Below are 26,708 nucleotides of genomic sequence, written 5' to 3'. Positions count from 1 at the left end.
TGGTTACCCCGGGGGTGATCAGATGTTTGCGTACAGATCGATCGTTTCACCCTCGGCTACGGTTACATAAGCTTTCTTGTAAGAAGGCTTACGTCCGGAGATGAAGCCGGCTTTGGTAAAGCGGGTTTTGCTTTTGGCGGGAGATACTGCAGTGTTAACATTCGTAACCGTTACGCCGTAGAAGCTTTCGATCGCTTTCTTGATCTCCAGCTTGTTCGCTTTCTTAGCCACTTTGAAGGCGTAGCGACGCAGTTTGTCTTGCTGCGCGTTAGCCTTTTCAGTCAAAATCGGCTTTATCAATACATCAGAAGGATTCATACCTTTTTAATTTGAAAATTTGAAAATTTGATGATTTGACGATGATAAGATCAATCAAATCAGTCACTTACGCTGCAGCTTCGTCTTCTACAAATACTTTAGCCGCACTTTCTGTCAATACCAGTACTTCGGAGTTAACGATGTCGTAGGTATTGATATCGCTCAGCAGTACACCCAGTACAGAGGGTACGTTGCGGAGAGACAGTTCAACATTGCTGTCGTTCTCAGGAAGGATGAAGAGGGCTTTTTTATCAGCCACTTTCAGGTTACCCAGGATGTCAACAACAGATTTTGTCTTCGGAGCGTCGAGGTTGATGTCCTCTACCACTACGATCGCATTTTCTTTTGCTTTATAAGACAGGGCAGAGATTTTGGCCAGGTCCTTCACTTTACGGTTCAGTTTGAAATCGTAGCTGTGAGGCTTGGGGCCGAAGATGGTACCACCACCTTTATAGAGAGGGTTACGGATGTTACCTTTACGGCTACCACCAGTACCTTTTTGACGATGCAGTTTGCGGCTGGCTCCTTGTACTTCAGCACGCGTCTTCACTTTGTGCGTACCCTGACGCTGAGCAGCCAGGTATTGTTTCACAGCCAGGTAGATCACGTGATTGTTAGGCTCTATGCCGAAGATATCTTCGGGCAGTTCAATCGATCTGCCTGTGCTTGTTCCTTTGCTATTTAAAACTTCAACTTTCATTTTCTTAGTTTTTGATAACCCTCACAGGTTGATTACTTCTGGATTAAAACAATTGAACCGATGTGGCCCGGTACAGAACCGCTAACCAGGATATAATTTTTGTCGGCGAAAATTTTCACCACTTTCAGGCCTTTCAGTTTTACGCGGTCACCGCCATCACGGCCGGCCATGCGCATACCCTTCATAACGCGGCTTGCGTCAGAAGAGTTACCAAGAGAACCTGGAGCACGCTGACGGTCATGCTGACCGTGGCTTTGCTCACCTACACCGGAGAAGCCATGGCGCTTAACAACACCCTGGAAACCTTTTCCTTTGGTAGTACCGACAACTTCAACCTTGTCACCTTCTTCGAAGATGTCAACAGTTACAGTTTCACCAATATTTTTTTCGAGAGAAGAGTCGCGGAATTCTTTGGAGAATTTTTTAGGCGCAGTCTGTGCCTTTGCGAAGTGATTTTTTTCGGCTTTCGTAGCACGTTTTTCTTTCTTTTCGCCGAAAGAGAGTTGGAGAGCGTTGTAACCGTCAGACTCTTTGGTCTTCACCTGTGTTACAACACATGGACCTGCTTCGATGATCGTGCAGGCTGTTTGTTTTCCAGTGGGATCGAAGATGCTTGTCATCCCGATTTTCTTCCCAATAATACCTTTCATTTGTTTCCAAGTTTACGCCTGCAGGATTATTGGGACATGCCTGAGCGGTGTGCTACCGTCGGCATCGATCCCCGTTTAGCTACCAACCTTTTCCTTTGTGTGAGCAACTTCGCTCCCTCGGAAGTACCGGTAGTAAACAAACCCTGAATGGCTTGTTTTTATGTAATAAACCAGAGCTCTTTTGGTCCGCCCGAGGCGAATTTGAGAGATGGCATTGATTTAACTAACGAGTATAAGAACTAAAAACGAAAAGGCGCCAGGGCGCCCATCCGATATGTTATGCTTTGATTTCAACTTCCACACCACTCGGCAGATCCAGCTTGCTCAGCGCATCTACTGTGCGTGAAGAAGAAGTGTAGATGTCCAGCAGACGCTTGTGCGTAGCCAACTGGAACTGCTCACGGCTTTTCTTATTCACGTGGGGAGAACGCAGAACAGTAAAGATCTTCTTACGGGTAGGCAGGGGAATTGGTCCTGTTACTACTGCACCTGTGCTGCGTACTGTTTTTACGATCTTTTCCGCTGATTTGTCTACCAGGTTGTGATCGTAAGACTGTAATTTTATTCTGATTCGCTGAGACATGTGTGTAAACCCGCTTTTCTTTTGGGAGTGCGAAGGTAAGGAGTTTATGATTATTGCCAAAAGTTTTACGCTTTTTTTCGTTTTTTTTCAGGCAATTATTTTTCACCTCTCCCCTGTTCAAACGCTGTATTCTACCTCTTTTAATTGACAATCAACTACTTATCATTTTTCAGCGCTTTTGACGGTTTTCAGAAGGTTACGCCGGCAAAAATATGAAAAGCCTGGCTTCTCCATTTGTCCTGGTTGCTTACATCATTCAGATTGGTCAGTCCCATTTCATACCGCGCTCCAATGTTGATCAGCGGCAATTGCAGCAACAAACCGCCGAGCAAAGAAAATTCCCCTTTCCGGAAAATGTCGCGGCCCGGCTGGCGCAGGCTGTCCACCTTGCTGTTCATCAGTTGCCCCCATTGAGGCCCCAGTTGCAGTTTCACCCGCTGTGATTGCCCGATATCAATATTCAGCAGGATCGGGATTTTGAAGTAGTTCAGTTTGGCCTTTTTCTGGTCGCCGCCCAGGAATATGTCGTCATAGATGTCGGTTTCGTCGCTGGTGATCTCGCTGGAAGTCTGGGTAAAGTTGATTTCCGGCTGAATACCGAAGCGACGGCTGAAGTTCCACTGCAGAAACCCTCCCAGCATATAGTTGTAGCGGAAAGACTCGTTGAAGGCCTGGCCTTCGATCTTATTGATATTCACGCCCGCTTTGGCACCGAAGCGGAAGGTCCGTTCCGTGTCTTCATGAAATTTTTGCTGGGCGTTGAGCAGGGCCGGGAAAAGGACAATGGCGGTTAAGGTAGTGACAAACAGGCGCATAACAGAGTTTTTGGGATAAGGCCAAAGAGTGTGCCGGGATGAGATCGTGAATGGTGAATCGTGAATCGTGAATAAACAGCCCTTGCCCCCAAGCGCTTCATGGTGCGTCACTGCGGGTCATGGCTGTTTACTTATAACTTAATACTTATAACGGCTGTTTAACCTTACACCCCAAGCCCTACACCTTTAACCATAAAAAAAGGCTCAAGAATGAGCCCTTAACCTTTAAATGTGTTTTTCAAGTAGCCTGGACGGCCTTATAGGATGATCCTAAAAACGGGTGTGTTTTCAGGAACTATTTCAGCAAACCTGATGCCATATCACCTTCATTTGCTTGATCAGGATTAATTTATCCGCATAAAAAAGGCCGCCCCGGAGGGCGGCCCTATCTGATTTGAATAGTGTCAGATTAAGCGCTCACTTTACCTTTCGCTTTCGCTACTACCTCTTCAGCAATGTTGCTGGGGGCTGGTGCATAGTGAGAGAACTCCATGGTAGAAGAAGCTCGGCCTGATGACAGAGAACGAAGCTGCGTTACGTAGCCGAACATTTCGCTCAGCGGTACTTTTGCTTTGATCACTTCTGCACCTGCACGGCTGTCCATGCCTTCCATCATACCACGACGACGGTTCAAGTCACCCGTAACGTCACCCATGTACTGGGCTGGTGTGATTACTTCTACTTTCATGATCGGCTCCAGCAATACCGGCTTGGCTTTGCGTGCAGCTTCACGGAAACCTTGCTTGGCGCAAAGTTCGAATGACATACCATCAGAGTCAACCTGGTGGAAGCTACCGTCGAACAGACGGATCTTCAGGTTGTCAACAGGATAGTTAGCCAATACACCCTGGGTCATTGCAGATTCGAAACCTTTCTGCACAGGCTGGATGAATTCACGGGGAATCGATCCACCTACGATATTGTTCACGAACTGGAAGTTCTTGTCAGGGTTTTCTTTTTGCCATTCTTCGTCAACCGGTCCGAGGTCGAACACGATGTCGGCGAACTTACCACGACCACCGGTTTGCTTTTTCAGCGTTTCACGGTGTTCAACGGTTGTGTTGAAGGCTTCTTTATAGGCAACCTGGGGAGCACCCTGGTTTACTTCTACTTTAAATTCACGACGCATACGGTCGATGATGATCTCAAGGTGCAGCTCACCCATACCACGCAGGATGGTCTGACCGGTATCTTCATCTGTGTTTACACGCAGTGTAGGGTCTTCTTCTACCAGTTTAGCGATAGCCATGCCCATTTTATCAACGTCGGCCTGGGTTTTGGGTTCAACCGCGATAGCGATTACGGGCTCGGGGATGAACATGTTTTCCAGTACGATCGGATGGTTTTCGTCGCAAAGGGTATCACCGGTTTTGATTTCTTTGAAACCAACAGCCGCTCCGATATCACCAGCTTCGATGAAGTCGATCGGGTTCTGTTTGTTTGCAAACATTTTCATGATACGGCTGATACGCTCTTTCTTACCGCTACGTACGTTCAGTACATAAGAACCTGCATCCAGGTGACCGGAATAGGCGCGGAAGAAGGCCAGACGACCTACAAACGGGTCGGTCATGATCTTAAACGCGAGGGCCGCAAACGGCTCTTTCGGGTCAGCCTTACGGGTGATTTCTTCACCACTGTCAGGATGAGTACCAACGGTATCAGGAATATCCACCGGTGAAGGCAGGTAACGGCAAACCGCATCCAGTGCAGTTTGTACACCTTTATTCTTAAAGGAAGAACCGCACATCATCGGAACGATAGACAGGTCGATCGTTGCTTTACGGATCGCTTCATGGATCTCGTCTTCGCTAATGCTGTTGGGATCTTCGAAGAATTTCTCCATCAGGGTGTCGTCGTATTCAGCTACGGCTTCTACGAGGCTCGCTCTCCATTCTTCTGCTTCAGCTTGCATGTCGGCAGGAATGTCGATCTCGTCATAAGTCATGCCTTCTGTTTCCATGTGCCAGATGATCCCTTTCATTTTGATCAGGTCAACCACACCCTGGAAATTGTCTTCAGCGCCGATTGGCAGCTGCAGAGGTACTGCTTTGGAACCCAGCATTTCCTTTACCTGCTTCACTACATTGAGGAAGTCGGCACCGGAACGGTCCATTTTGTTTACAAAGCCGATACGGGGTACGCCGTAACGGTTGGCCTGGCGCCATACAGTCTCAGATTGAGGTTCTACACCGTCAACCGCAGAGAACAGGGCGATCAGACCGTCGAGTACACGCATAGAACGCTCCACCTCTACGGTAAAGTCCACGTGACCCGGAGTATCGATGATGTTGAAGTTGTATTTCTTGCTGTCACCAGTTACTTTACCCTTGTCAGTAGGGAAGTTCCACTGGCAGCTAACGGCAGCCGAAGTAATGGTGATACCGCGTTCTTTCTCCTGCTCCATCCAGTCGGTAGTAGCTGCACCGTCGTGCACCTCACCGATACGGTGAATCATACCTGTGTAGCGGAGGATACGCTCCGTGGTAGTGGTCTTACCGGCATCGATGTGCGCGGCAATACCAAAGTTTCTTTGAAATTTCAAGTCTGCCATGACTGGTTAAATTTGTTGTTTACTTTATTTTTTGTTGTATTGATTGGCCGAATGTTGATCGAAAAACTGAATGCGTTTCAGGCTATTTTCAGTAGTGGGGAGGTATATCAGCTAACTATAAACAGAACAATGCATCCCGGCCGGGGAGCAAAAAAGCTGATATGGTAGATTAGACTCTCATAGACTGCCGTATGGGTAAAATCTCTTTCGCGTCACTTTCGTCCACATCCTTGGTTTCTACCTACGGCGGCGCAAAGGTAGGAATTAATTTGAAGATTTGGCAATTTGAAGATTTGAAAATGGGGAAACCGACGCATCAACTTGATAATCAATTTTCAAATCAGAGTTTTCTGGTCACATTCCCCTCTCCCATTTACCCAAACAAATAAGCGATATCTTCTTCGTTCAGCATTTTCACAAATCCTTCGTCTGCGCCTACCAGCTCTTCCGCCAGTTGCTTTTTCTTCTCTTGCAAACGCACAATCTTTTCTTCAATCGTGTCCTTGCAGATCATTTTATAGGCAAATACATTGCGGGTCTGACCGATGCGATGCGTCCGGTCGATAGCCTGTTGCTGCACTGCCGTGTTCCACCACGGATCAAAGAGGAACACATAATCTGCCGCAGTCAGCGTCAACCCTGCATTACCGGCTTTCAGGCTGATCAGGAACAGATGCGTGTCGTTGCCTTCTTCCTGGAAAGCATTAACCATTTCGGCCCTTTTGGCCGGCGGTGTCTGCCCGTCGAAGTGATAATATTTTATGCCCTGCCGTTTACATTCTTCCGCCAGCAGATCGAGCATGCTGCTGAATTGCGAGAACACCAGCGCTTTGTGCGCCGGCAAGATTTGTTTCAGTTCGTCCATTAATACATCTGTCTTCACGGAGTCGGCACCAGTGCGTTCTTCTTGCGGCAACAACATGGGCGAATTACATACCTGCCGGAGTTTGAGTATGCCTTGTATAACGGCAAGCTTGCTCTTCGCCAATCCTTGCTGTTTAATGTCGAGGAACAGGCTGCTTTTGATCTGATCGCGGATCTGCTCGTACAGTTCGCGTTGCAGGCCTCCCATTTCGCACCATAAAACAGATTCCGTTTTTTCCGGAAGTTCCGTAGCCACCTGCTCTTTTGTTCTGCGAAGAATGAATGGCGCTGTCAACTGACGCAGGGCGCGTATTTTGTCTTCATCGCCGAACCGGTCGATGGCGTCGGCATATTCACGTTTGAAGAACTCGCGGCTGCCGAACATGCCAGGCAATACCACGTTGAGCTGCGCGTACAGGTCGAATGTATTGTTTACCACCGGCGTGCCGCTGAGTGCCACACAAACCGTCACCTGCAGGGCACTTACCGCCTGCGTGATCTGCGCCGAAGGATTTTTGATATTATGGCTTTCATCGACAATGGCGGTTTCGTAGGAAAATGCCTGGATAGTGCCTGCGTCGGCACGGAGTGTGCCGTAGCTCGTGATCAGCACCTGCACTTCGGGATCGTCTACCTGTGCGGACTTCCGGTTGGCGCCATGATACACCAACGTGCGGATGCCGGGTGCAAATTTTTCCAGCTCCTGCTGCCAGTTATAGATGAGCGAGGAAGGACAAACAATGATATGCCTGCCCTGGGGGAACTGTTCTACGCGGGAAGCGAGGAAACAAATAGCCTGAAGCGTTTTTCCCAGCCCCATGTCATCCGCGAGGCAGCCACCTGCACCGGCTTCGGCCAGTAACCGCATCCATTCATATCCTTTTTGCTGGTAAGGCCGCAACTGGGCCTGCACCTGGGCTGGGACCGTATAAACCAGGTCGTCGCTTTGCTGCCATTGCTGCCAGCGTTGCCACCATTCCTTTTTCATGGAAGGGATCGGTGAAGCTTCTGCTCCGGCTTCCGTTTCGCCGAGTGCCATCCATTTGCTCACGGTCAGTTGGTCACCCTGCACTTTACCATGTTTGATTAGCGGAGCGTATTGCCGCAGCCACTCCTCTCCCAGCACACCGAGGCTGCCGTCTTTCAGCATCACGGCACGTTGGCCGGCCAGCAACATTTTTTGCAGGGACCCGAGTTCTACTTTTTCCTTGCCGAAACGGATCTCCATTTTCAGGGTCACGCGGGTCTCTTCCTCCTGCGTCACTTTGACAAGCGTCTCCACCTGGTGGGTTGAATACCGGAAATGCTTCAGCATGTCCATTCCCAGTAATTCAATATTACTTGTGAGCAATTGGTGATAAGCTTTGAGAAACCACTGCTTCTTTTGCGCATCGGCAAAAGACAGGTAATAGTAACCGTTTATTTGTTTGGAAAAATTGGCGTGAAGCGATTCGAGCAGCTCCAGGAATTCTTTCTCATGTGTTTTGTCGCGGCGGATGGCATAGGCCACTCCATTCTGCACAATATCCACCTGTTCCTGCCACGGGCCTTCTATCACGAAGCCGTCGTAAAGCCATTGCGGCGTCAACATGAGAAAGGTGTTGTTGAGTTCGCTGAAGAATACGCGGTTGACCGGTTTTACCGCTACTTCCTGCTGGCCGAAAAGGTTATTGCGGTTAACCGTATAATCCTGTTCGAGCCGGGCGAGCACCTGGCTGGCCAGTTCTTCGGGCCGGGAAGCATATTGGGCCGGATTTTCGGCTGCCAGCCATTCGAGTGTCTGGTAGTCGCGGTATGACAACAGGAAGTATTCGTTACCACTTTCCAGGAGGTAGTGGGTACGGAGGAAATCGGTGAGTGGGTATACAGCGCCGTTCAGTTCTACCTGGTTGAGGAGCTGTAACGCGCCTGTTTCATCTTTTTTCACCTCAAACTGTAACCGCGGGCGATAAGTACTGAAGCGGCAGGGTGCGGTGGAATAATGCCGGTTGCCGTTCAGTTGTTTGGTATGATACCATTTGGCAACACCGGTAAAAGGTTTGGCTTTTTCCAGCAGTTGGTGGTAATGGCGCAGCATGGCCTGCCGGAAGAATTGGCCGTACTGGATGCCGCCTTTTTGTTTGGTATGCCGTTGTTTGATCTCGCGTTTGGCCTCGTCGAGGGCTTCGCGGCCAAATTCGCGGAAGAGTTTGAGCATTTCCCTGGGCCATTCGGGAAAGAGGTTGCCGAGGCTGCCGCCCATATCTCCGACGTCGTATTGCAGACTGGCGTCACCTTTGCGGATGAGCAGGGTCTGCACAAGAATGTTATTTTCCAATAACCGATGCGGAGCTAACAGCAGGGCTGGTTTGACAGTTTCCTTCGCGGCCTTCATGGTGATTATTACCCGGATTTTAAACGTACCAATGATATAAAAAGGGCGGCAAACTTAGGACTTACCGGTGAAACGTCCAGCGGCCGGCAGCAAAATACAGGAGAAGAGGGAGGTGAACATCAGTAAATATTTATAAAATGGCTATGGAAATTTTGAAATTACTTTTTATTCGTTGTAATTTCATCACCGGTTCTAATCATTCAATTTAACCCCACTTAAAATCTTACCGGTCATGGCAGTAAAAAAGAAAGCCAAAGCATCTCCCGCAAAAAAGAAAGCGGTGAAAAAAGCAGCGAAGAAAGCCGCTCCTAAAAAAGCAGCTAAGAAAGCGGCTCCCAAAAAGAAAGCAGCCAAAAAGGCCGTTAAGAAGGCAGCTCCTAAAAAAGCCGCCAAAAAGCAGGTTAAAAAGAAAGCAGCGCCGAAGAAGAAGGCTGCTCCAAAAAAGAAAGCCGCTCCTAAAAAAGCAGCTAAGAAAGCGGCTCCCAAAAAGAAAGCAGCTAAAAAAGCCGCTCCGAAGAAAGCGGTGAAAAAGGCAGCAAAAAAGGCCGCTCCCAAAAAAGCAGCTAAGAAGGCAGCTCCTAAAAAGGCCGTGAAAAAAGCGGCTCCGGCTCCCAAAAAGGCTGTGAAGAAGGCAGCGCCGAAACCTGCTCCTAAGAAAGCAGCTCCGGCACCCGCACCAAAGAAAGCCGTTAAAAAAGCAACACCTGCACGCAAACCGGCTCCGAAGCCGAAACCTGCACCGGCTGCTACTCCCGCAGTGATCGAATTTCCACCCGATGAACCGGTAGTGGAACAAAAGGATATCGTTGATGAGCCCGCCATTGAGGAAACCGATAATGTGGTGGACGATCTGCCCGAGGTTGACGAAACCGTTACCGAAGCAGATGAAAACGAAGAGGACGAAAAGCCTTTCGTTTAATTAACCAGCAACCTTGTTTAGTAAGTACAGGCCCGGAGAGATCCGGGCTTTTTAATTTGATGATTTGAAAATTTGAAGATTTGGTAATTGCTTATTTAGGTTACACCTTACAAGGCTGTTCTATTTTCAAACTTTCAAATTTTCAAATCATCAAATTAAAAAAGGGGACCACACTGTGGTCCCCGGGGCTTACTAAACCTTATATGTTTACAGCTTACGCTTTCGACTTGGTAGATCCTGAAGGTGATTCCTCCACCGGATCACGGAAGGTAAAGCGCAACTTATTGTTCTCTTTATCCAGATCGGCTTCCAGCACATCGCCTGCTTTCACATTCATGTTGAGGATCTCTTCAGCCAGCGGGTCTTCCAGGTATTTCTGGATCGCCCTGTGCAGCGGACGTGCACCGAATTGCACATCGTATCCTTTTTCTGCCAGGAATGCTTTCGCGTCTTCCGTCAGTGCCAGATCGTAACCCAGCGCATTCAGCCGCTTCAGTACTCCCTTCATCAGGATGTTGATGATGCTGAAGATATTTTCTTTAGACAGGCTGTTGAAAATAATCACGTCATCGATACGGTTGAGGAACTCGGGAGAGAAGGTACGCTTCAGCGCTTTCTCGATCACCGCTTTATTGGCTTCGTCTTCATGCTCCATTTTGGAGGCCGTGGTAAAGCCAACACCTGAACCGAAATCTTTCAACTGACGCACCCCGATATTGGAGGTCATGATGATCAGCGTGTTCTTGAAGTCCACTTTTCTGCCCAAGCCGTCGGTCAACTGGCCATCATCAAGTACCTGCAGCAGGATGTTATAAATATCCGGGTGGGCTTTTTCGATCTCGTCGAGCAGGATCACGCTGTACGGTTTGCGGCGTACGCGCTCGGTGAGTTGTCCACCTTCTTCGTAACCTACATAACCCGGAGGCGCACCGATCAGCCGGCTCACCGTGAATTTTTCCATGTATTCACTCATGTCGATGCGGATCAGTGAGTCTTCTGAATCGAACATGTAACGCGCCAGTGCACGTGCCAGCTCCGTTTTACCAACACCTGTGGGGCCGAGGAAGATGAAAGTGCCGATTGGCTTCTTCGGATCTTTCAGACCTACACGGTTACGCTGGATAGCTTTCACCACTTTGGAAATGGCTTCATCCTGACCGATCACCATACCGCGCATGTCTTCCGACATTTTACGCAGCTTCTCTGTCTCTGCCTGCACCATTCGTTTTACCGGGATGCCGGTCATCATGCTGATTACCTCGGCAATCGCTTCTTCGTCGATCGGATAGCGTTTGTGTTTGCTCTCCTCTTCCCAATCAGCTTTTGCTTTCTCGAGATCTTCTGCCAGACGTTTCTCGGTATCGCGCAGTGAAGCAGCTTCTTCGAACTTCTGACTTTTTACTACTTTATTTTTTTCGTTCTTCACATCTTCGATCTTCTTCTCAAGATCAACGATGTTTTGCGGAACGTTGATGTTTTTCAGGTGAACGCGCGCACCTACTTCGTCCATTACGTCGATAGCTTTATCGGGCAACAGCCGGTCGGTGATGTAGCGGTCGCTGAGTTTAACGCAGGCGTCGATCGCCTCATCGTTGTAACTCACGTTGTGGTAGTCTTCGTATTTAGACTTGATATTATTCAGGATCTGAATCGTGTCTTCAACACTTGGCGGATCGATGATTACTTTCTGGAAACGACGGTCAAGTGCACCATCTTTTTCAATATACATACGGTACTCATCCAGTGTGGATGCGCCGATGCATTGCAGTTCGCCGCGTGCCAGTGCCGGTTTGAAGATGTTGGAGGCATCCAGTGATCCGCTTGCTCCGCCGGCGCCCACGATCGTGTGCAACTCGTCGATGAACAGGATCACGTCGCGGTTTTTCTCCAGCTCATTCATGATGGCTTTCATGCGTTCTTCAAACTGACCGCGGTATTTGGTACCGGCCACGAGGGCGGCAAGGTCGAGAGAGATCACACGTTTATCAAACAATACGCGGGATACTTTGCGTTGTACAATGCGAAGTGCCAGGCCTTCCACGATGGCGGTCTTACCCACACCGGGTTCGCCGATCAGGATCGGGTTATTTTTCTTGCGGCGCGAAAGAATTTGCGACACGCGTTCGATTTCTGCTTCACGCCCCACAATGGGGTCGAGCGTACCCATTTCGGCCAGTTTGGTGATATCACGACCGAAGTTGTCCAGCACAGGGGTTTTGCTCTTTGCATTGCCGGCCTGTTTGGAGCTTCCTTTCTGCTGGGAGTATTTTTTCTCTTCGTCGAAGTCGTCGTCGTTTTCGTCGGTGTATTCTGCGCGCGGGTCGCTGGATTTTACAATACCAAGCTCCTGGCGAAACAGGTCGTAGTCCACGTCAAACTGATTTAGGATTTGTGTAGCAATATTTTCTTTGTTCTTGAGGATGGACAGCATCAGGTGTTCGGTCTCCACGGTGGTACTTTTCAGCGCTTTCGCTTCGAGCACCGTCACACGGATCACTTTTTCAGCCTGTCGCGTCAGTGGCAGACTGTTGATGTTTGCGATGTTTTTCCCTGTCTTATCCTTAACGGCCAGTTCGATTTCCTTTCGGAGCTCATACAGATCGACGTTGAAGCTCTTCAGGATCCGGACAGCCGTATTATCTCCTTCCCGGATTAATCCGAGCAGCAGATGCTCTGTGCCGATAAAGTCATTTCCCAGTCTCAACGCCTCTTCCCTGCTAAATGAAATGATCTCTTTTACCTGGGCTGAAAAGTTATTATCCATATTAGATAATTGGGTTTGATACAATATTAACGAATATATTTGGTTCTTGTTTGCCTCTATTTATAAACGTATTGTTCATAAACTTGGTTGTAATTATGCAGGTCAAAATAGATACCAAAGAAAAATTTCATGTCATCACGGTATCAGATGCCATACTTTCTGCTAGTATGACAGTAGAATTGGAAAAAAGCTTGCTTCCCTACCTGCAAAATGTCGTTAAAAATGTGATTCTGGTCTTATCGGAAGTTGGCAGCATCGAAGTTGAAGCGGCCGAAAAGCTCGTTTTGATCCAGCAACAGTTTTACGAAAACGGTGCTTCATTTGTTATCTGCGGCCTTCAACCAGCCGTTGAAGATTTTTTGGACAAAAGTGAACTTTTGGAGATTATGAATGTTACACCAACCGAAAGCGAAGCTTGGGACATTGTGCAAATGGAAGAAATCGAACGCGAACTCCTCGACGGCGAAGTCTGACAGTCCCGGCACCTCTGTGCAGCGCTTTGTCCTAAAATGCAGTCTTTCATCCATTAAGACGTCTAATCGTTTATTTTTATTGCATGCTCGCTGTTACAATACTCGGAAATAATTCGGCCGTACCGGCATTCGACCGTCATCCGACCAGCCAGATCGTTACGATGGATGGAGATAGCTTCATGGTCGATTGCGGTGAGGGCACCCAGATACAGCTCATCAATTACAAAATCCGCCGCAGCAAGATTTCCCGCATCTTCATTTCCCACCTGCACGGCGATCATTACTTCGGTCTTATTGGTCTCATTAATTCATTCAGCCTGCTCGGACGCAAACAGGATCTCCATATTTATGGCCCTGCACCGTTGCAACAACTGATCGAACTGCAACTGAAAGTTGCCGACACCACACTTTGCTTCGACCTCCATTTTCATACCATCCGTAATGAAGGCATACTGGTGGAAGATGATAAATGCATCATCCGTTGTTTCCGCACCAACCACCGCATCGAGTGTTTTGGTTTTTCTTTTACCGAAAAGAAAAAACCCCGGCGCCTGCTGGCAGATAAAGCAGCAGAACTCGGCATACCCGTTGCCTTCTACAGTTGGCTCAAAAGCGGTGAAGATTATATTGCCGAAGACGGCACCGTGATCAAAAATGAAACCGTGACGGCACCCGGCCCCCGCAGCTATTCCTATGCGTTCTGCGCTGATACAAAGTATGACGAACGGCTGCTGCCACATGTTACAGGAATGGACATGATCTACCACGAAACAACCTACCTCGATCATTTGCGCGACCGCGCGGAGTTACGTTTTCATTCCACTACGCGTCAGGCTGCAGAGATCGCGCAGAAAGCAGGTGTAGGAAGATTGCTCATCGGACACTTCAGCAGCAAGTACGATACGCTGGAAGAATTTGAGACCGAAGCACGTGAAGTATTTGCCCATACAGATCTCGCACTCGAAGGCGTCACCTATCTGGCAGGCGTGTAGGTTGTGAGTAGTAAGTTATAAGTGGTAAGTAATAAGTAATAATTGTTAATTCACGATTCACGATTCACGATTGACGATTCACGATTGACTATTCACCATTGACGATTCACTATTCACCATTCACCTCCCCAGCAACCATTCCAATGCTTTGGGAAAAACCTTGCGCCATTCGCTTTCGGTGTGACGCCCTTCCGGATTTATATCAATCTGGTATTTCCCTTTACTATTCTGTTGCATCAAACCGAATATCGACTGCATATCTGAAACCATCTTAGCGCTTTCTTTCTCTCCCGCATAAGCAAACATTTTTCCTTGGAAGCTTTTCGCTTTTTCTTTCACCGTTTCTGCGAGCGGTCTGGCGGTCCAGAATGCGGGAGATAACACAGCCGCGCCACCGAATATTTCCGGGTACATCAATGCGGTATAAAAAGAAATGAGTCCGCCCATTGAACTGCCTGCCAGTATACGGTCCCTTGCATGGGGCCGCGTGCAGAATTTTTTATCGATATAGGGCACCAGGGTTTTGGCAAGGAAGGCTGCATATTTTTTCCCTTCGCCGGCGATACTGTCGAGGTTGTAGGGATTGTATTCCTTCAGGCGTTGTTGCGCACCATGATCGATGGCAACCACAATACACGGAGTGCCGGTGCTGTCGAGGTATTCATCCACTCCCCATTCGCCGGAAAAAGATGTGGCATCATCAAAAACGTTTTGACCATCCTGCATGTAAACCACCGGATACCGTCTTTGGCCGGATGCATAGTCTTTCGGTAAATAAATCCATATCCGCCGCGTACGGTTGAGTTGTGGTATGAGGAAAGCTGTATCCAGCACTTGCACCTGCGGGCTGGCCGTGGATAACCGCGCGGGTCGCGGAAAACGATCGGTCCAGCAGTCTACCCGCCAGTTGATAGCCGTATCCCTGCCAATGCGGAACACGCGGTTGGGAATATCGCTGCCATCGGTTTTACATTCTGTCTTTTCCCAGCTCCCTCTGGTGATCTTGCAGACATATTCGCCTGGTGGCAGGGAAATGTTTAACCGGTAAGTGTTGCCTTCGTGCTGAAAGCGATAAGCCGTATCCGCGGGGTTCCAGCCATTGAATGAACCGGCCAGGAACAGATCTGCCTGCTGCGGATGATAAGGCGGCAGTTGCGTTACGGCAACGGATACATTGTATTGCCCCGCCGCGGCAAGTGGCAATAATAAGCTGCAGGTAATAAATTTTAAGTTTACGAACGAAGGCATGCCACAAGGTAAATAAGTTTTAAGTATTAAGTAGTAAGTAGGAAGTTTTGGGCGCGGAACGATTCACTCATGGACTTATTCACCTACAAAAAACACCCCATGGTTCGTGTATACACGAACCATGGCAGATTCCCTTATTCACTTATTGACTTATTCACTCCCGATACTTCGGGATGACGATTGACGCCCCTTCGGGAGCCTCCGGAAGCGCTATACCTCATTCACTATTCACCATTCACTCCCGATATTTCGGGATTGAATTTTTACTTTTGAACCATGCACGAGGTTATCATAAAAGAGATAAAAGACGAAACGGCCGACAGCAAAACCTTCGAGCTGTCACCTGTGGCGCCCTGGCAACCCACTTACCAGTCCGGGCAGTTCATCACCTTCCTCTTCACACATCACGGAGAAGAAGTGCGCCGCTCCTATTCCTTTTCCTCTTCACCCGAAGCGGGCGAACCGATGCGGATCACCGTCAAACGCGTTGACAATGGCAGCTATTCACGCTGGCTACTGCAGCACGCTTATCCCGGCATGACCCTGCGCACAGCCGGTATCAGCGGACGTTTTGTGCTGCCGGAAGAAACTATTCTCCCACCTTTATTTTTCCTTGCCGCCGGCAGTGGCATCACGCCCATTTTTTCTTTGGTGAAAAAAGCGCTGCTTACCACCGATCAATCCATCACGTTGATTTATAGCAACCGCTCGCAAAGCGATACTATTTTTTATGCTGATTTAATGGCCTTGCAGCAACAGCACCCCGAAAGATTGCACATTGATTTTTTATTCAGCGATTACGGCGATTTCCGGCACAGCCGGTTAAGCAAATGGCTACTGCTTTCATTGCTGGAACGTTTCCGTATTCCCCTCACACAAACCCTTTTTTATACCTGTGGTCCCGAGACCTATATGCTGTTCACTTCAATCGTACTCGTGGGTGCGGGTGTACCCAAAGATCATATCAGGCGGGAAAGTTTTGACTCGCGCAAACCCGCTTTTGTTCCCGTGCCGCCGGACAAAGACGAACACCTGGTAACACTCGAAGGACGCGATGCCATTTTTCAGTTGAAAGTAAAATACCCCGATACCATTCTTTCCGCCGCCAAAAAACAACACATCAACCTGCCTTATAGTTGTGAGACCGGCCGCTGCGGCAGTTGCCTCGCACGCTGTGTGCAGGGCCAGGTATGGATGGCGCGCAACGAAGTACTGATGGAGGAAGAAGTACGCAAAGGCCTGTTGCTGACCTGCCAGGCATATCCTGTTTATGGGGATGTGCGGATCGAACTGTAATTTTGCACAGCTTTCTATGTTTTCATCTTCTCTGCGAACCTATCGCAACGCTTATACGGGGCTCTCCCGCTCCACCTGGCTGCTCTCCCTGATCATGCTGATCAACCGGAGCGGTACCATGGTCGTGCCCTTTATGACGCTTTACATGCGTTCACTCGGTTATTCGGTAGCGGATGCCGGCCTCATTTTCGGGGTGTTCGGGGCAGGCTCTTTCTTCGGCGCTTTTGTCGGAGGAAAATTAACCGACAAACTCGGCTCTTATCCCGTACAACTGATGGCGTTGCTGGGCGGCGGTATTTTATTCATGGTGCTCGGACAGGTACATTCTTATAAGTGGATCGCCATCGTTACGTTTGCGCTGAGTTTTGTGAACGAAGCTTTCCGGCCGGCCAATGCTGCGGCTATCGCGCAGTTCAGCGAAGAACATAACCGCACCAGGTCTTATTCGCTCAACCGACTGGCCATTAACCTCGGCTGGGCCGCAGGCAGCGCATTAGGCGGCATACTCGCCAAAATCGATTATCAATTGTTATTCTGGGTGGATGGTTTTACGAATATTTCCGCGGCACTCGTGCTTTATTTTTTCCTCAAACCCAAACCGAAAACAGAAAAGGAAATACATCCCGCGCAAGAATTGCCAACGGTCACACGATCGGCTTACCAGGACAAACAATTTATCTTTTTCATTCTGCTGACGGTGTTGTTTGCAAGTTGCTTTTTCCAGATGTTCACCAACATGCCGATCTGCATGAAAGAGGACCTGCATTTTGGCGAACCTTTTATCGGTTTCCTGATGGCTATCAGTGGCATCATCATCGCTTTGGTTGAAATGGTCATGGTGTATAAACTGGAGAACAAGGGCCGCGATGCTATTTATATTGCCATCGGCTGCCTGCTGATCGGGCTTGGGTTCATCCTCCTGAATGTGCCGGGACTCGCCAGATCGGGTGCGTTCGGACTTATTTTAGCGCTCACCTTCGGTGAAATATTGTCGATGCCGTTTATGAACAGTTACTGGACGCGGCGTGCCAACCGTACCAACCGCGGGCAGTACGCCGCTTTGTATACCATGGCCTGGTCGCTGGCACAAACCATCGGGCCGGCAGCAGGTGCGGAACTGGCCGACAAACAGGGGTTCCCATTGCTGTGGTGGATCTTGGGTGGTGTATGTGTACTCACGGGTTACCTGTTTTACCGATTACTGTCTTTCAAACGATAGGTGTTACTGTTTCGTTAAGCGGACGGCCTTTGTGCTCAAAGCCTTACATTTGAACCTAAAATTTTTCAGGCATGAGATTACCTGCTTTTTTAATCGGCTCCCTTCTCCTTTTCTCCGTTGCGAATGGTCAGAAAACAACGGCCAACAACGGCGTCAACCGTCCGAAACTGGTTGTTGGTATTATGATCGACCAGATGCGCTGGGATTACCTGTACCGTTTCCAGGACCGCTTTGGTCCCGATGGATTCAGGCGTTTGCTGAACCAGGGCTTCAGTTGCGAAAACACGTTTATCCCTTATACACCTACTTATACAGCCGTGGGACATACCAGCGTATACACAGGTTCCGTTCCGGCCATCACCGGCATCATCGGTAATAACTGGTACCGCCGCGATATCAAGCGCAACTGGTATTGTACCGACGACAGCACCGTTGCCGCGGTTGGCAGCACCTCTTCTGCAGGTAAAATGTCGCCACGCAATATGTGGACTACAACAATGACCGACGAATTGCGGCTTGCAACCAACTTCAAAAGCAAAACGATCGGCGTGGCGCTGAAAGACAGAGGCGCTATCCTGCCCGCGGGCCATTCCGCGAATGCGGCCTATTGGTTCGACAACGCCACCGGCGGCTGGATCAGCAGCACTTATTACATGACGGAATTGCCGGCATGGGTGCAGCAACTCAACGCAAAAAAATTAGCAGATCAATACATGGCGAAAGATTGGAATACACTTTATCCGATCGAAACCTATACGCAAAGCACCGGCGATGTAAAAGCCTATGAAGGCAAGATCCGCGGGGAAGACAACAGCTTCCCGCATACCACTTCACAGATTGCCGAGAAAGATAAATATGAAGCTTTCCGCACTACTCCGGGTGGCAACACCCTCACCTTCGATATGGCCCGTGCCGCTATCGAAGGCGAGCAACTGGGCCAGCGCGGTGCAACGGATTTCCTGGCGGTAAGTTTTTCTTCGACCGACTATATCGGGCATGCATTCGGTCCTAATTCCATTGAAGTGGAAGATTGCTATCTGCGTTATGACAGGGAACTGGCCGCCTTCCTCAAATACCTCGACACCAAAATCGGTACGGGTCAGTATTTGTTGTTCCTTACCGCCGACCATGCGGTGGCACATGTACCGGGTTTCATGAAAGAAAATAAACTGCCCGGCGGTACGTTCGATGACGAAGACGTGCGCAAATGGATCAACACGAATGCTGAAAAGAAATTTGGTGTAAAATCGGCGATTGAGAAAGTGATCAACTATCAGTTATTCGTTGACTTTCCGGCGCTGGCTGCAGCCAATGTAGACGAGACTGTTTTCAAAAAATGGGCGGTTAACGAGCTGCGTACGCATCCTGCGATCATGAGCGCTTTTGATCTGCACGAACTGCCCGGCACGCCGTTGCCGGCCCGCATCAAGGAAATGGTATCCAATGGTTACAATCACAAGCTGAGCGGAGATATCCAGTTCATATTCATGCCGCAATGGTTCGATGGCGGACCCACCGGCACCACACACGGCGCCTGGAACCCCTACGACTCGCATATTCCCCTGCTCTGGTATGGCTGGAAGATCAAACAAGGCAAAACCAACCGCGAAACGCATATGACCGATATTGCCGCTACGGTATCCGCCTTATTGCATATCCAAATGCCTAACGGCTGTGTGGGCGAGGTAATAGAGGAAATTACCAAGTAAGGCGGAATCCCCTTATTTTTGCCGGCAGAGAATTTCCTCTTTATCTAACTGTTTGACTATGGATCTTAAAGTGTTATTTGAAAAGGCGGTGACGGAAAGCAAACAACTGACTTCCCGTCCGAGCAATGAAATGCTGCTCCGTCTTTACGGCTTGTATAAGCAGGCCACTGAAGGCGATGTAAACACCGATCCGCCAGGTGCATTTGACTTTGTCAACAAAGCCAAATACGAAGCATGGTCCTCCCTCAAAGGCAAATCCCAGGATGAAGCCATGAAAGAGTATGCCGACCTTGTTGAGAAGCTGAAAGATTAAATCTTGTGAAATTGTATTTAAAAGAAGCCCCACATTATTGCGGGGCTTCTTTCATGAATGACTATAATGTAAAACCGGCTTATCCGGCAAATGTAGTTCGAGTTCTTTCTGCGATGATGCTTCCACTCTTCCGATCACTTTCGCGTCCACACCAAATGACGCTGCGATACCGATCAACCCCTGTGCTTCTTTTTCCGGCGTATATATCTCGAGACGGGTGCCCATGTTGAATACCTGGTACATCTCCCGGTCGTCGGCTCCGCTTGCATTGCGGATAAGATCAAAGATCACCGGTGGCGTGTGCAGAGCATCTTTTATTATTTTCAACGGAGCGGGCAGGTACTTCAGACATTTGGTCTGGCCGCCGCCACTGCAATGAATCAGGCCGTGAACCGCTTCAAAATTTTCTTCGAGTATTTTTTTCAATACCGGTGCAAAGGTTCTGGTAGGAGAAAGCAACAATTGTCCGATCGTTAAATGTTGATCGTTCACTTTCACTTCTTCGGTAAAACTATGCGGGCCGATATACACCACTGAATCATCCAGACCGTTGTCAAAGGATTCGGGGAAACGCTGACCATAACTTTTATTCAGTACATCGTGGCGCGCACTGGTAAGACCGTTGCTGGCGAGTCCGCTGTTGTAGCTGTTTTCATACTTCGCCTGACCGAAAGAAGCCAGTCCTACGATCACGTCGCCGGCGCGGATGCCGTCGTTGGTTATGAGGCGCGATTTAGGCCAGCGGGCGGCCATGGTGCCGTTGACGGCCATCGTGCGCACCACATCTCCCACATCGGCCGTTTCTCCGCCCATAAAGCTGATGTTGACGCCAAAGCTGCGCATGGTATCGAAGAATTCCTGTGTACCATTGATAACTGCTTCCAGCACTTCAGCGGGAATCAGGCGTTTGTTGCGATCGATCGTGGAAGAAAAAAGCAACTGATCATGAATACCCACACACAGCAGGTCGTCGAGGTTCATGACGATGGCGTCCTGCGCAATACCTTTCCAGACAGCTGCATCGCCTGTTTCTTTCCAGTACAGGTAAGCGAGAATACTTTTGGTACCGGCGCCATCCGCATGCATGACGTTCACCCAGTCGTCCTGTCCGCATAGTACGTCGGCGTATATCTTACAGAATGCATTAGGGTAAAGCCCCTGGTCCAGGTGACGGGTAGCGGCATGGACCTCTTCTTTCTGGGCAGAAACGCCTCGTTTGGAATACAGACTCATGGGTAAATTTGAGCGCAAAACTAATTAATCAGGGGTAGATGGTGAAATGGAACTTGGGCAGAGATGAATAGTTATCTTTGTGGGCAGCTATGCAGGTACACAGGAATATTGATCAGCTTCCGCCCTTCCGTAAGGCGGTGATCACGATAGGCACATTCGATGGCGTACACCAGGGTCACCGTCAGGTTATTGACCGCCTCCTGGAAGAAGCCGCTGAGATCAGCGGCGAAACCGTCATCGTCACGTTTCATCCGCATCCGCGGAAAGTAGTTTCTTCGGCTATTCTCGGCATCCGGCTGATCAACACGCTGGAAGAAAAGATAGAATTGCTGGAAGGACTGGGTATCGATCACCTCGTGATCGTGCCGTTTACCGAAGCTTTTGCCAACCAGGAAGCAGAAATATACATCCAGCAGTTCCTGGTTGAAAAATTTTCACCACATACGATCATCATCGGTTACGATCACCGTTTCGGCCGCGACCGCCGCGGCGACTATCGCCTGCTCGAGCGCTATGCACCCGACTACGGTTACCAGTTAAAAGAAATTCCCAAACATATTCTCGATCATATTTCTATCAGCTCCACCAATATCCGTGAAGCCATTCTTCATAATGATACGGAAACCGCCAATAAATTGCTGGGCTACGATTTCTTTTTCTCCGGACGTGTGGTACATGGCGACAAATTGGGCCGCGAACTCGGCTATCCGACCGCCAACCTGCGCGTGGAGAATGAAGAAAAAATTCTTCCCGGTAATGGCATTTATGCCGTTTATGCCGAACTCGACGACGAAGAGCCGCGCCGCCGCTTCAAGGGCATGATGAGCATTGGCTTCCGCCCCACCGTTGACGGTAAAAAACGTGTAGTGGAGGTCAACCTCTTCGACTTTGCCGAAGATATTTATGACCGCAGCCTGCGGGTTTATGTAAAGCAATATTTACGCGAGGAAGTCCGCTTCGCCAACCTGGAAGAGCTGGTAAAACAGATAGACCAGGATAAGGCGGTTAGTCTGGAGATTTTGTGAAGGCGTAAGGTGTAAGGCTTATGGTAATAAGTAATAAGTAGTAAGTAATAAGTTTAAACGTGCCATCAAATCTTCATATATATAAACAGCCGTGGCACGTACCCTTCGAGAACTTCAGGGATTGCACCACGGCTGTTTATTGACGATTCACGATTGACGATTGACCTATTCACTCTCAGTATTCAATCCTGAACTCCATCGCCGATCCGTCGTTAAGAAAACTTTCAACATCACCTTTGATGGTTACTTTCTTTTTATCTTCTGACAATGTCGCGTTCTTGCCTTCCACTTTTTTAGCCGCGCGGGGCAGGTTGATCACGAGTGACGTGGTAGGATTAACACCGAGCGAACTCATTTCCTTAACCGCTTTCAATCCTTCGTCGTTATCAACCCCGGCATACTTTGTTTTGTCGAGTTTACGCTCGATCAGATTTTTACCATACGTAGTAGTATAATAAGCTGTCAGGTTAACGCTGGGCATATCATCCTCTTCACCCTCGCCTTCTTTCTTGCCCTTGTCGAGCGCGCTGGTCAACCCTTTGTCCATCATGGTTGCAGAGAGTTGTTCCAGCCTGTTGATATCCGTAAGCGATTTAAAAGGAATGTTGTTGCGTGTGCTGAATTCATCCGTATCAAGGTTGAGCTTCAGGTTAAAAGTACCGTTTGCCAAAAGCTTGCGATCGGCATCGGAGAGATCTTTCAGGCTGTCGGTAAGAGATTTCAATTGAATAATGGTATCAATGGCTTTGCCACCCATTTTGTCTTTGAGATCAGGGGGCATCTGGCCCATCGCTTTGACCATTTCCAACATGGGTCCGAGGTTGGAATAAGTGCTTACATCACCACTGCCATCGGGTTTGATGTTGACTTCCTGCACAACTTCCAGGCAACTGGTGAAAAAGGTTGCCACGGCAACCAGGAGTACGAATAATTTACTTTTCATGTGTGGTTTCTTTTTTAGCATTACAAATAACGGCCATTCCCGTCATATTAAGATTTGAATTGTTTAACGTCCGACGACCAGCAATGTTACAGCATCATTTTCATTACCATTTCTTTCATCAATGCACCATCACCTGCACCGGCATTGCCGATACCGATACTTTTCAGGTTGTATTGATGCAGCAATAACAGCACTTTCTCCACGCCGGCATAATCATAAACTTTTGCGGCGCGCATATAATCTTTCATGAAAAACGGATGAACGCCGATCGCTGAGGCTATGGCTTTTTCGTCCTGGTTGCCGGCGCCGAAGATCATGAACACTTTACTGAAAAATCCATACAGTGAAGGAAGGATCAGTTGTATGGGTGCTGCTTTGGGATTGGCTTCGAAATATTGAATGATGCGGATGGCTTTCGGAAGATCTTTAGCGCCCAGCGCACTTTGCAATTCGAATACGTTGAACTCTTTGCTGACACCAACAAAATTTTCAATATCATCTTCATTGATGGAAGTACGCGTACCAAGGTTCACCGTGATCTTGTCGATCTCTTTTTCGATACGGCTCAGATCGTTGCCGATGTGATCCACCAGCAGGGCCACGGCTTTGGGAGTAATGGTCAGCCCTTTGGATGCAACCATCTCCTGCGTCCAGTCGGGCAGCTGGTTGTCGTACATTTTTTTCGTAGTGATCATTACGCCTTTCTCCTTGAGCACTTTGGCAAAGCGCGTACGGCCATCTACTTTTTTATCCTTGTATCCGATAACAAGTATGGTGGAAGACAGCGGGCTTTCTACATAAGGCTCCAGCTTGTCGATATCGCGCATAAACTGCGCTTCCTTCAATAATACGACCTGTCGTTCGGAGAACATGGGATAGCGCCGGCAGGCGTTCATTACATCGGCCCAGTTGGCATCACGGCCATAAAAAACGGAGAGATTAAAAGAGGCTTCGCTTTCACTGAGAATCGAATGTTCAGCATAATGCAATACCTTATCAATAAAGTATTCCTCTTCGCCTTCAAGCCAGTACACAGGCTTATAGACCTGCTTTTTCCATTCCGAGATAACCTTTTCCACTGACATAAGGCGCTAAGATACAAGCTTTGAACAGGTATTTTAACCAAATTTTGCATAGTCCTTACGCAACGTTTTATAATTTTCTGGCACGGTTTTCGGAATTAGCACGCCAGAACGCGCGAAAACAAAGGATTCAAGCGTTCGCAGGATGGCCGATGCTAACCTGAAAACACCACCGGTTTTTAACCGGATTAAATACAACATTCAATCTCTAAAACCCATCTGTATGGCAAACACGAATTATCCATCAGCAACGCCGCAAAATGAACCGGCTGCTCCGAAAAACAATAGCGGAAAGAACCTGGCTATCGGACTTCTCGCCGTAGGCCTTCTCGGTACCTGGGGTTATTTCCTGTATGATAAAAACCAATCAGGTCAGGAAACCAAAGACCGCGAAGTTCTGTCAGCTAACTATATGACTCAGCGCGACTCTCTGAAGCTCATGTACAATGAAGCAGAAAGCCGCCTTGATTCTATCACAGGTGCTAACAACAGTCTGCAAGGTGAAAAGACCGCTCTGCAAAAAGAGATCGATTCTAAAAAAGCAGAGATCAGCCGCATTCTTTCCAAATCAAATGCAACTGATGCGGAACTGAAAAAAGCACGTACACTGATCAACGAACTGAATGGTCAGATCGGCCGTCTCGAAGCGGAAGTAACACGTTTGACTGGTGAAAACCAGGAACTCACAGCTAACAATAGCCAGTTGAGTTCTGAAAAACAAGTACTGGAGCAAAACCTTCAGACTACTGTAACGGAGAAAGATGTACTGGCCAGCACTGTTGACGTAGGTTCTACGTTCAGCGCCTCCAACATCGCTATCACTCCGGTGAAAGAAAAAAGAAACGGTAAAGAAAAAACAACTTCTACTGCAAAGCGTGTCGACAAACTCAATGTGTCTTTCACAGTAGAAAACCGTATCGCTACTTCCGGTGCTGCTGACCTCTATGTTGTAGTAACAGCACCCGACGGTAAAGTAGTAACAAACGGAGAGCTTGGCTCAGCCAGCATGACTACACGTATGGACGGCGAACGTCAGTTCACTACCAAAGTACCTGTAGAATATGAGCAAGGCACCCGCAAACCTGTAGCATTCCCTATCCGCCAGGAAGACTTCCAGCGCGGTGACTATAAAATTGAAGTTTATCACAACGGGTTCAAGATCGGCGAAGGCATCAGAACCCTCAAAAAAGGTGGTTTATTCGGTTAAAAGCAGTTGCAAACTCCTGCAACACAGCCGTTCCGCTCTCCAGCAGAACGGCTTTTTTGTGCATATCTTATAAGGCTACTTCTTTATCAGCCGGTATTTGTTTCTTAGCTTACTAATATGAAAGATGCTAAACCACTGCTTTTGCTGCTGATGGCAACCGGCCTGGTGGCCACCTGGATCTATCATTTATATGATAAAAATGAATACAGCAAACGCAGAACGGAAGTGTATGTGAAAGACTCTGGAGCCATTGCCGACGGCATACGCGATTCGCTTACGCGCATGTTCACCTCTACCATCCGCGACCTCGATCAGCAACTGGATTCATCGCGGCAGCAGTCTGATTCGCTGCAAGGCGATCTTCAGCAAAAGCTGCACGCGATCCAGCAACTCAGAACAGAGATCGGGGGCTTATTGAAAAAAGGTAAAACCAGCCCGGCAGACCTGGAACAGGCGCGTAAAAAGATCCGCGAGCTGCAGGACCGCGTGGAGGAACTCCGCTCCCGCAACCGTTCGCTGGAAGAAGAAAAAGACCGGCTCTCGGGATTGCTCGATCAATTGGGTAATGAAGTAAAATCAATGGAGCAGAATATGCGCCGCCTTGACAGTGAGAATCATCGCATGGCTTTACAGATCAATACCGCCGCCACATTCGTGGCATCGGAGATCAACATGACCGCCATCGATGTGCGTGGTACGCGCGAGCACACTACCACGCAGGCAAAGAAAGCCGACGCGATCAATGTGTCGTTCGTATTACAAAACCTGGTGAGCAATTATGCAGGCACGCCCGTATTGATCAAATTGATTACTCCTCAAGGCAAGGTGCTTTCCGGTGACGCAGGCGAAGGATTTACGCGTCGCCTTATCGTTACTTATGAAAAAGGAGAACGCAAAGAAATGGGATTCAGCTACACGCTCAATGACGGAGCGGTAAGCGGTACTTACCAGATGCAGATATGGCACAATAACCTTTTAGTCGGCGAGCGTAAACTTCTATTGCGGTAAGGCGGCGTTAAGGTGAAAGCCCGAAGCATCGGGCGTAAGGTTTAGGGGATAAGGCGTAGGGTGTAAGGAACTGCCGTTATAGGTTATAAGTTATCACTAGTGTCCGGTTAAATTAGGTTGATTTTCAATTGAATATTGTTTAGTTCTTTGATATCTTGGTTTTCGGTGTTGTCAAAAAGGTCTCTGATCGGCGTTTTGTCGACAAGCGACATACCTATTATTTGAATGATTTCATAAATGGACTGCGTTAGTTTTAGTTTGCTTTTTAAGATAATGACAAGTACGTAGGTTATTATAGCAATATAGATTTGCGTCTTAACTGCATTGATTGACCGGCCCCAGAAGGTTTTTATTTTTAAGTGTTGTTTTATCCATTTAAAAAGTAGTTCGATTCTCCACCGGTATTTATACAGTAGTGC

Annotated in this window: 23 protein-coding genes and 1 pseudogene; 11 read left to right on the top strand and 13 right to left on the bottom strand. The window is 48.5% G+C overall.

Annotated features, from left to right (window positions below):
• Positions 1 to 18: 18 nt before the first annotated feature.
• The 3 genes from rplW to rplC form a co-directional block, all read right to left on the bottom strand.
• A complete protein-coding gene (gene rplW, locus H608_RS0107125; protein ID WP_028787068.1) occupies positions 19 to 318 on the bottom strand; it encodes a 50S ribosomal protein L23 in 300 nt (99 codons plus the stop codon).
• Positions 319 to 385: 67 nt separating this feature from the next.
• The gene (rplD, locus tag H608_RS0107120) at positions 386 to 1,018 is read right to left on the bottom strand and encodes a 50S ribosomal protein L4 (protein ID WP_028787067.1); all 633 of its coding nucleotides are present in this window, start codon (positions 1,016 to 1,018) and stop codon (positions 386 to 388) included.
• 32 nt (positions 1,019 to 1,050) lie between these two features.
• A complete protein-coding gene (gene rplC, locus H608_RS0107115) occupies positions 1,051 to 1,668 on the bottom strand; it encodes a 50S ribosomal protein L3 (protein WP_028787066.1) in 618 nt (205 codons plus the stop codon).
• On the opposite strand from rplC, the gene H608_RS24340 reads away from it, so the two are divergent.
• Positions 1,669 to 1,815, top strand: coding sequence for a hypothetical protein (locus tag H608_RS24340; RefSeq protein WP_155990081.1), 147 nt, complete (start codon positions 1,669 to 1,671; stop codon positions 1,813 to 1,815).
• A gap of 130 nt (positions 1,816 to 1,945) precedes the next feature.
• On the opposite strand, the gene rpsJ is transcribed toward H608_RS24340, so the two are convergent.
• The 4 genes from rpsJ to H608_RS0107085 form a co-directional block, all read right to left on the bottom strand.
• Positions 1,946 to 2,251: a 30S ribosomal protein S10 gene (gene rpsJ / locus H608_RS0107110; protein WP_028787065.1), complete on the bottom strand. Its 306-nt coding sequence runs from the start codon at positions 2,249 to 2,251 to the stop codon at positions 1,946 to 1,948.
• A gap of 188 nt (positions 2,252 to 2,439) precedes the next feature.
• Positions 2,440 to 3,066 carry a porin family protein gene (locus H608_RS21580; RefSeq protein WP_051268112.1) on the bottom strand — a complete coding sequence of 209 codons (627 nt, stop codon included), beginning with the start codon at positions 3,064 to 3,066 and terminating at the stop codon, positions 2,440 to 2,442.
• Between the two features lie 409 nt (positions 3,067 to 3,475).
• Complete coding sequence (fusA, locus tag H608_RS0107095; protein ID WP_028787064.1) at positions 3,476 to 5,620, bottom strand: elongation factor G; 2,145 nt, start codon at positions 5,618 to 5,620, stop codon at positions 3,476 to 3,478.
• Positions 5,621 to 5,993: 373 nt separating this feature from the next.
• The gene (locus H608_RS0107085; RefSeq protein WP_028787063.1) at positions 5,994 to 8,858 is read right to left on the bottom strand and encodes a DEAD/DEAH box helicase; all 2,865 of its coding nucleotides are present in this window, start codon (positions 8,856 to 8,858) and stop codon (positions 5,994 to 5,996) included.
• A 232-nt stretch (positions 8,859 to 9,090) separates the two neighbouring features.
• Here H608_RS0107085 and H608_RS24240 point away from each other — a divergent pair, with 232 nt between their 5' ends.
• Positions 9,091 to 9,777: a hypothetical protein gene (locus H608_RS24240; protein WP_211227042.1), complete on the top strand. Its 687-nt coding sequence runs from the start codon at positions 9,091 to 9,093 to the stop codon at positions 9,775 to 9,777.
• A gap of 214 nt (positions 9,778 to 9,991) precedes the next feature.
• Here H608_RS24240 and H608_RS0107075 read toward each other — a convergent pair whose 3' ends face one another.
• On the bottom strand, positions 9,992 to 12,541 hold the full coding sequence (locus H608_RS0107075) for an ATP-dependent Clp protease ATP-binding subunit (protein WP_028787062.1): 2,550 nt from the start codon (positions 12,539 to 12,541) through the stop codon (positions 9,992 to 9,994).
• A gap of 95 nt (positions 12,542 to 12,636) precedes the next feature.
• Here H608_RS0107075 and H608_RS0107070 point away from each other — a divergent pair, with 95 nt between their 5' ends.
• Positions 12,637 to 13,014, top strand: a complete 378-nt coding sequence (locus H608_RS0107070) for an STAS domain-containing protein (protein WP_028787061.1) — start codon at positions 12,637 to 12,639, stop codon at positions 13,012 to 13,014.
• A gap of 83 nt (positions 13,015 to 13,097) precedes the next feature.
• Positions 13,098 to 14,006 (top strand): ribonuclease Z, encoded by a 909-nt coding sequence (locus H608_RS0107065; protein WP_028787060.1) that lies wholly within the window; start codon positions 13,098 to 13,100, stop codon positions 14,004 to 14,006.
• Between the two features lie 120 nt (positions 14,007 to 14,126).
• Here H608_RS0107065 and H608_RS23490 read toward each other — a convergent pair whose 3' ends face one another.
• Complete coding sequence (locus tag H608_RS23490) at positions 14,127 to 15,254, bottom strand: alpha/beta hydrolase (RefSeq protein WP_051268111.1); 1,128 nt, start codon at positions 15,252 to 15,254, stop codon at positions 14,127 to 14,129.
• Positions 15,255 to 15,530: 276 nt separating this feature from the next.
• On the opposite strand from H608_RS23490, the gene H608_RS0107055 reads away from it, so the two are divergent.
• The 4 genes from H608_RS0107055 (at position 15,531) to H608_RS0107040 (ending at position 19,791) form a co-directional block, all read left to right on the top strand.
• A complete protein-coding gene (locus tag H608_RS0107055; protein WP_028787059.1) occupies positions 15,531 to 16,550 on the top strand; it encodes a ferredoxin--NADP reductase in 1,020 nt (339 codons plus the stop codon).
• Between the two features lie 16 nt (positions 16,551 to 16,566).
• Positions 16,567 to 17,769: an MFS transporter gene (locus H608_RS0107050; protein WP_028787058.1), complete on the top strand. Its 1,203-nt coding sequence runs from the start codon at positions 16,567 to 16,569 to the stop codon at positions 17,767 to 17,769.
• 71 nt (positions 17,770 to 17,840) lie between these two features.
• On the top strand, positions 17,841 to 19,478 hold the full coding sequence (pafA, locus tag H608_RS0107045; RefSeq protein ID WP_028787057.1) for an alkaline phosphatase PafA: 1,638 nt from the start codon (positions 17,841 to 17,843) through the stop codon (positions 19,476 to 19,478).
• Between the two features lie 58 nt (positions 19,479 to 19,536).
• Positions 19,537 to 19,791, top strand: a complete 255-nt coding sequence (locus tag H608_RS0107040; protein WP_028787056.1) for an acyl-CoA-binding protein — start codon at positions 19,537 to 19,539, stop codon at positions 19,789 to 19,791.
• A gap of 51 nt (positions 19,792 to 19,842) precedes the next feature.
• On the opposite strand, the gene H608_RS0107035 is transcribed toward H608_RS0107040, so the two are convergent.
• A complete protein-coding gene (locus H608_RS0107035) occupies positions 19,843 to 21,024 on the bottom strand; it encodes an AIR synthase related protein (RefSeq protein ID WP_028787055.1) in 1,182 nt (393 codons plus the stop codon).
• An 89-nt stretch (positions 21,025 to 21,113) separates the two neighbouring features.
• Here H608_RS0107035 and H608_RS0107030 point away from each other — a divergent pair, with 89 nt between their 5' ends.
• Entirely contained in the window at positions 21,114 to 22,049 is a 936-nt protein-coding gene (locus H608_RS0107030; RefSeq protein ID WP_028787054.1) for a bifunctional riboflavin kinase/FAD synthetase, read from the top strand.
• Between the two features lie 175 nt (positions 22,050 to 22,224).
• Here the strand turns inward: H608_RS0107030 and H608_RS0107025 are convergent, their stop codons facing one another.
• Positions 22,225 to 22,992 carry a hypothetical protein gene (locus tag H608_RS0107025; RefSeq protein WP_028787053.1) on the bottom strand — a complete coding sequence of 256 codons (768 nt, stop codon included), beginning with the start codon at positions 22,990 to 22,992 and terminating at the stop codon, positions 22,225 to 22,227.
• Between the two features lie 86 nt (positions 22,993 to 23,078).
• Positions 23,079 to 24,077, bottom strand: a complete 999-nt coding sequence (gene holA / locus H608_RS0107020) for a DNA polymerase III subunit delta (RefSeq protein ID WP_028787052.1) — start codon at positions 24,075 to 24,077, stop codon at positions 23,079 to 23,081.
• A 220-nt stretch (positions 24,078 to 24,297) separates the two neighbouring features.
• Between holA and H608_RS0107015 the strand changes: the two genes are divergently transcribed.
• Both H608_RS0107015 and H608_RS0107010 read left to right on the top strand, forming a co-directional pair.
• Positions 24,298 to 25,281 (top strand): hypothetical protein, encoded by a 984-nt coding sequence (locus H608_RS0107015; RefSeq protein ID WP_028787051.1) that lies wholly within the window; start codon positions 24,298 to 24,300, stop codon positions 25,279 to 25,281.
• A gap of 117 nt (positions 25,282 to 25,398) precedes the next feature.
• On the top strand, positions 25,399 to 26,289 hold the full coding sequence (locus H608_RS0107010; RefSeq protein WP_028787050.1) for a hypothetical protein: 891 nt from the start codon (positions 25,399 to 25,401) through the stop codon (positions 26,287 to 26,289).
• A gap of 289 nt (positions 26,290 to 26,578) precedes the next feature.
• Here the strand turns inward: H608_RS0107010 and H608_RS24930 are convergent.
• Positions 26,579 to 26,708 (bottom strand): annotated as a pseudogene (locus H608_RS24930) (transposase); the annotation flags it as partial.

Source organism: Terrimonas ferruginea DSM 30193 (assembly GCF_000425585.1).
Taxonomy (GTDB): domain Bacteria; phylum Bacteroidota; class Bacteroidia; order Chitinophagales; family Chitinophagaceae; genus Terrimonas; species Terrimonas ferruginea.
Note: the sequence above shows the minus strand (reverse complement) of the source record. Positions and strands in the feature narration are given on the sequence as shown.

Coding starts and splice junctions, on each gene's coding strand:
- rplW (WP_028787068.1), bottom strand. CDS start 318: ATGAATCCTTCTGATGTATTGATAAAGCCGATTTTGACTGAAAAGGCT.
- rplD (WP_028787067.1), bottom strand. CDS start 1,018: ATGAAAGTTGAAGTTTTAAATAGCAAAGGAACAAGCACAGGCAGATCG.
- rplC (WP_028787066.1), bottom strand. CDS start 1,668: ATGAAAGGTATTATTGGGAAGAAAATCGGGATGACAAGCATCTTCGAT.
- rpsJ (WP_028787065.1), bottom strand. CDS start 2,251: ATGTCTCAGCGAATCAGAATAAAATTACAGTCTTACGATCACAACCTG.
- H608_RS21580 (WP_051268112.1), bottom strand. CDS start 3,066: ATGCGCCTGTTTGTCACTACCTTAACCGCCATTGTCCTTTTCCCGGCC.
- fusA (WP_028787064.1), bottom strand. CDS start 5,620: ATGGCAGACTTGAAATTTCAAAGAAACTTTGGTATTGCCGCGCACATC.
- H608_RS0107085 (WP_028787063.1), bottom strand. CDS start 8,858: ATGAAGGCCGCGAAGGAAACTGTCAAACCAGCCCTGCTGTTAGCTCCG.
- H608_RS24240 (WP_211227042.1), top strand. CDS start 9,091: ATGGCAGTAAAAAAGAAAGCCAAAGCATCTCCCGCAAAAAAGAAAGCG.
- H608_RS0107075 (WP_028787062.1), bottom strand. CDS start 12,541: ATGGATAATAACTTTTCAGCCCAGGTAAAAGAGATCATTTCATTTAGC.
- H608_RS0107070 (WP_028787061.1), top strand. CDS start 12,637: ATGCAGGTCAAAATAGATACCAAAGAAAAATTTCATGTCATCACGGTA.
- H608_RS0107065 (WP_028787060.1), top strand. CDS start 13,098: ATGCTCGCTGTTACAATACTCGGAAATAATTCGGCCGTACCGGCATTC.
- H608_RS23490 (WP_051268111.1), bottom strand. CDS start 15,254: ATGCCTTCGTTCGTAAACTTAAAATTTATTACCTGCAGCTTATTATTG.
- H608_RS0107055 (WP_028787059.1), top strand. CDS start 15,531: ATGCACGAGGTTATCATAAAAGAGATAAAAGACGAAACGGCCGACAGC.
- H608_RS0107050 (WP_028787058.1), top strand. CDS start 16,567: ATGTTTTCATCTTCTCTGCGAACCTATCGCAACGCTTATACGGGGCTC.
- pafA (WP_028787057.1), top strand. CDS start 17,841: ATGAGATTACCTGCTTTTTTAATCGGCTCCCTTCTCCTTTTCTCCGTT.
- H608_RS0107040 (WP_028787056.1), top strand. CDS start 19,537: ATGGATCTTAAAGTGTTATTTGAAAAGGCGGTGACGGAAAGCAAACAA.
- H608_RS0107035 (WP_028787055.1), bottom strand. CDS start 21,024: ATGAGTCTGTATTCCAAACGAGGCGTTTCTGCCCAGAAAGAAGAGGTC.
- H608_RS0107030 (WP_028787054.1), top strand. CDS start 21,114: ATGCAGGTACACAGGAATATTGATCAGCTTCCGCCCTTCCGTAAGGCG.
- H608_RS0107025 (WP_028787053.1), bottom strand. CDS start 22,992: ATGAAAAGTAAATTATTCGTACTCCTGGTTGCCGTGGCAACCTTTTTC.
- holA (WP_028787052.1), bottom strand. CDS start 24,077: ATGTCAGTGGAAAAGGTTATCTCGGAATGGAAAAAGCAGGTCTATAAG.
- H608_RS0107015 (WP_028787051.1), top strand. CDS start 24,298: ATGGCAAACACGAATTATCCATCAGCAACGCCGCAAAATGAACCGGCT.
- H608_RS0107010 (WP_028787050.1), top strand. CDS start 25,399: ATGAAAGATGCTAAACCACTGCTTTTGCTGCTGATGGCAACCGGCCTG.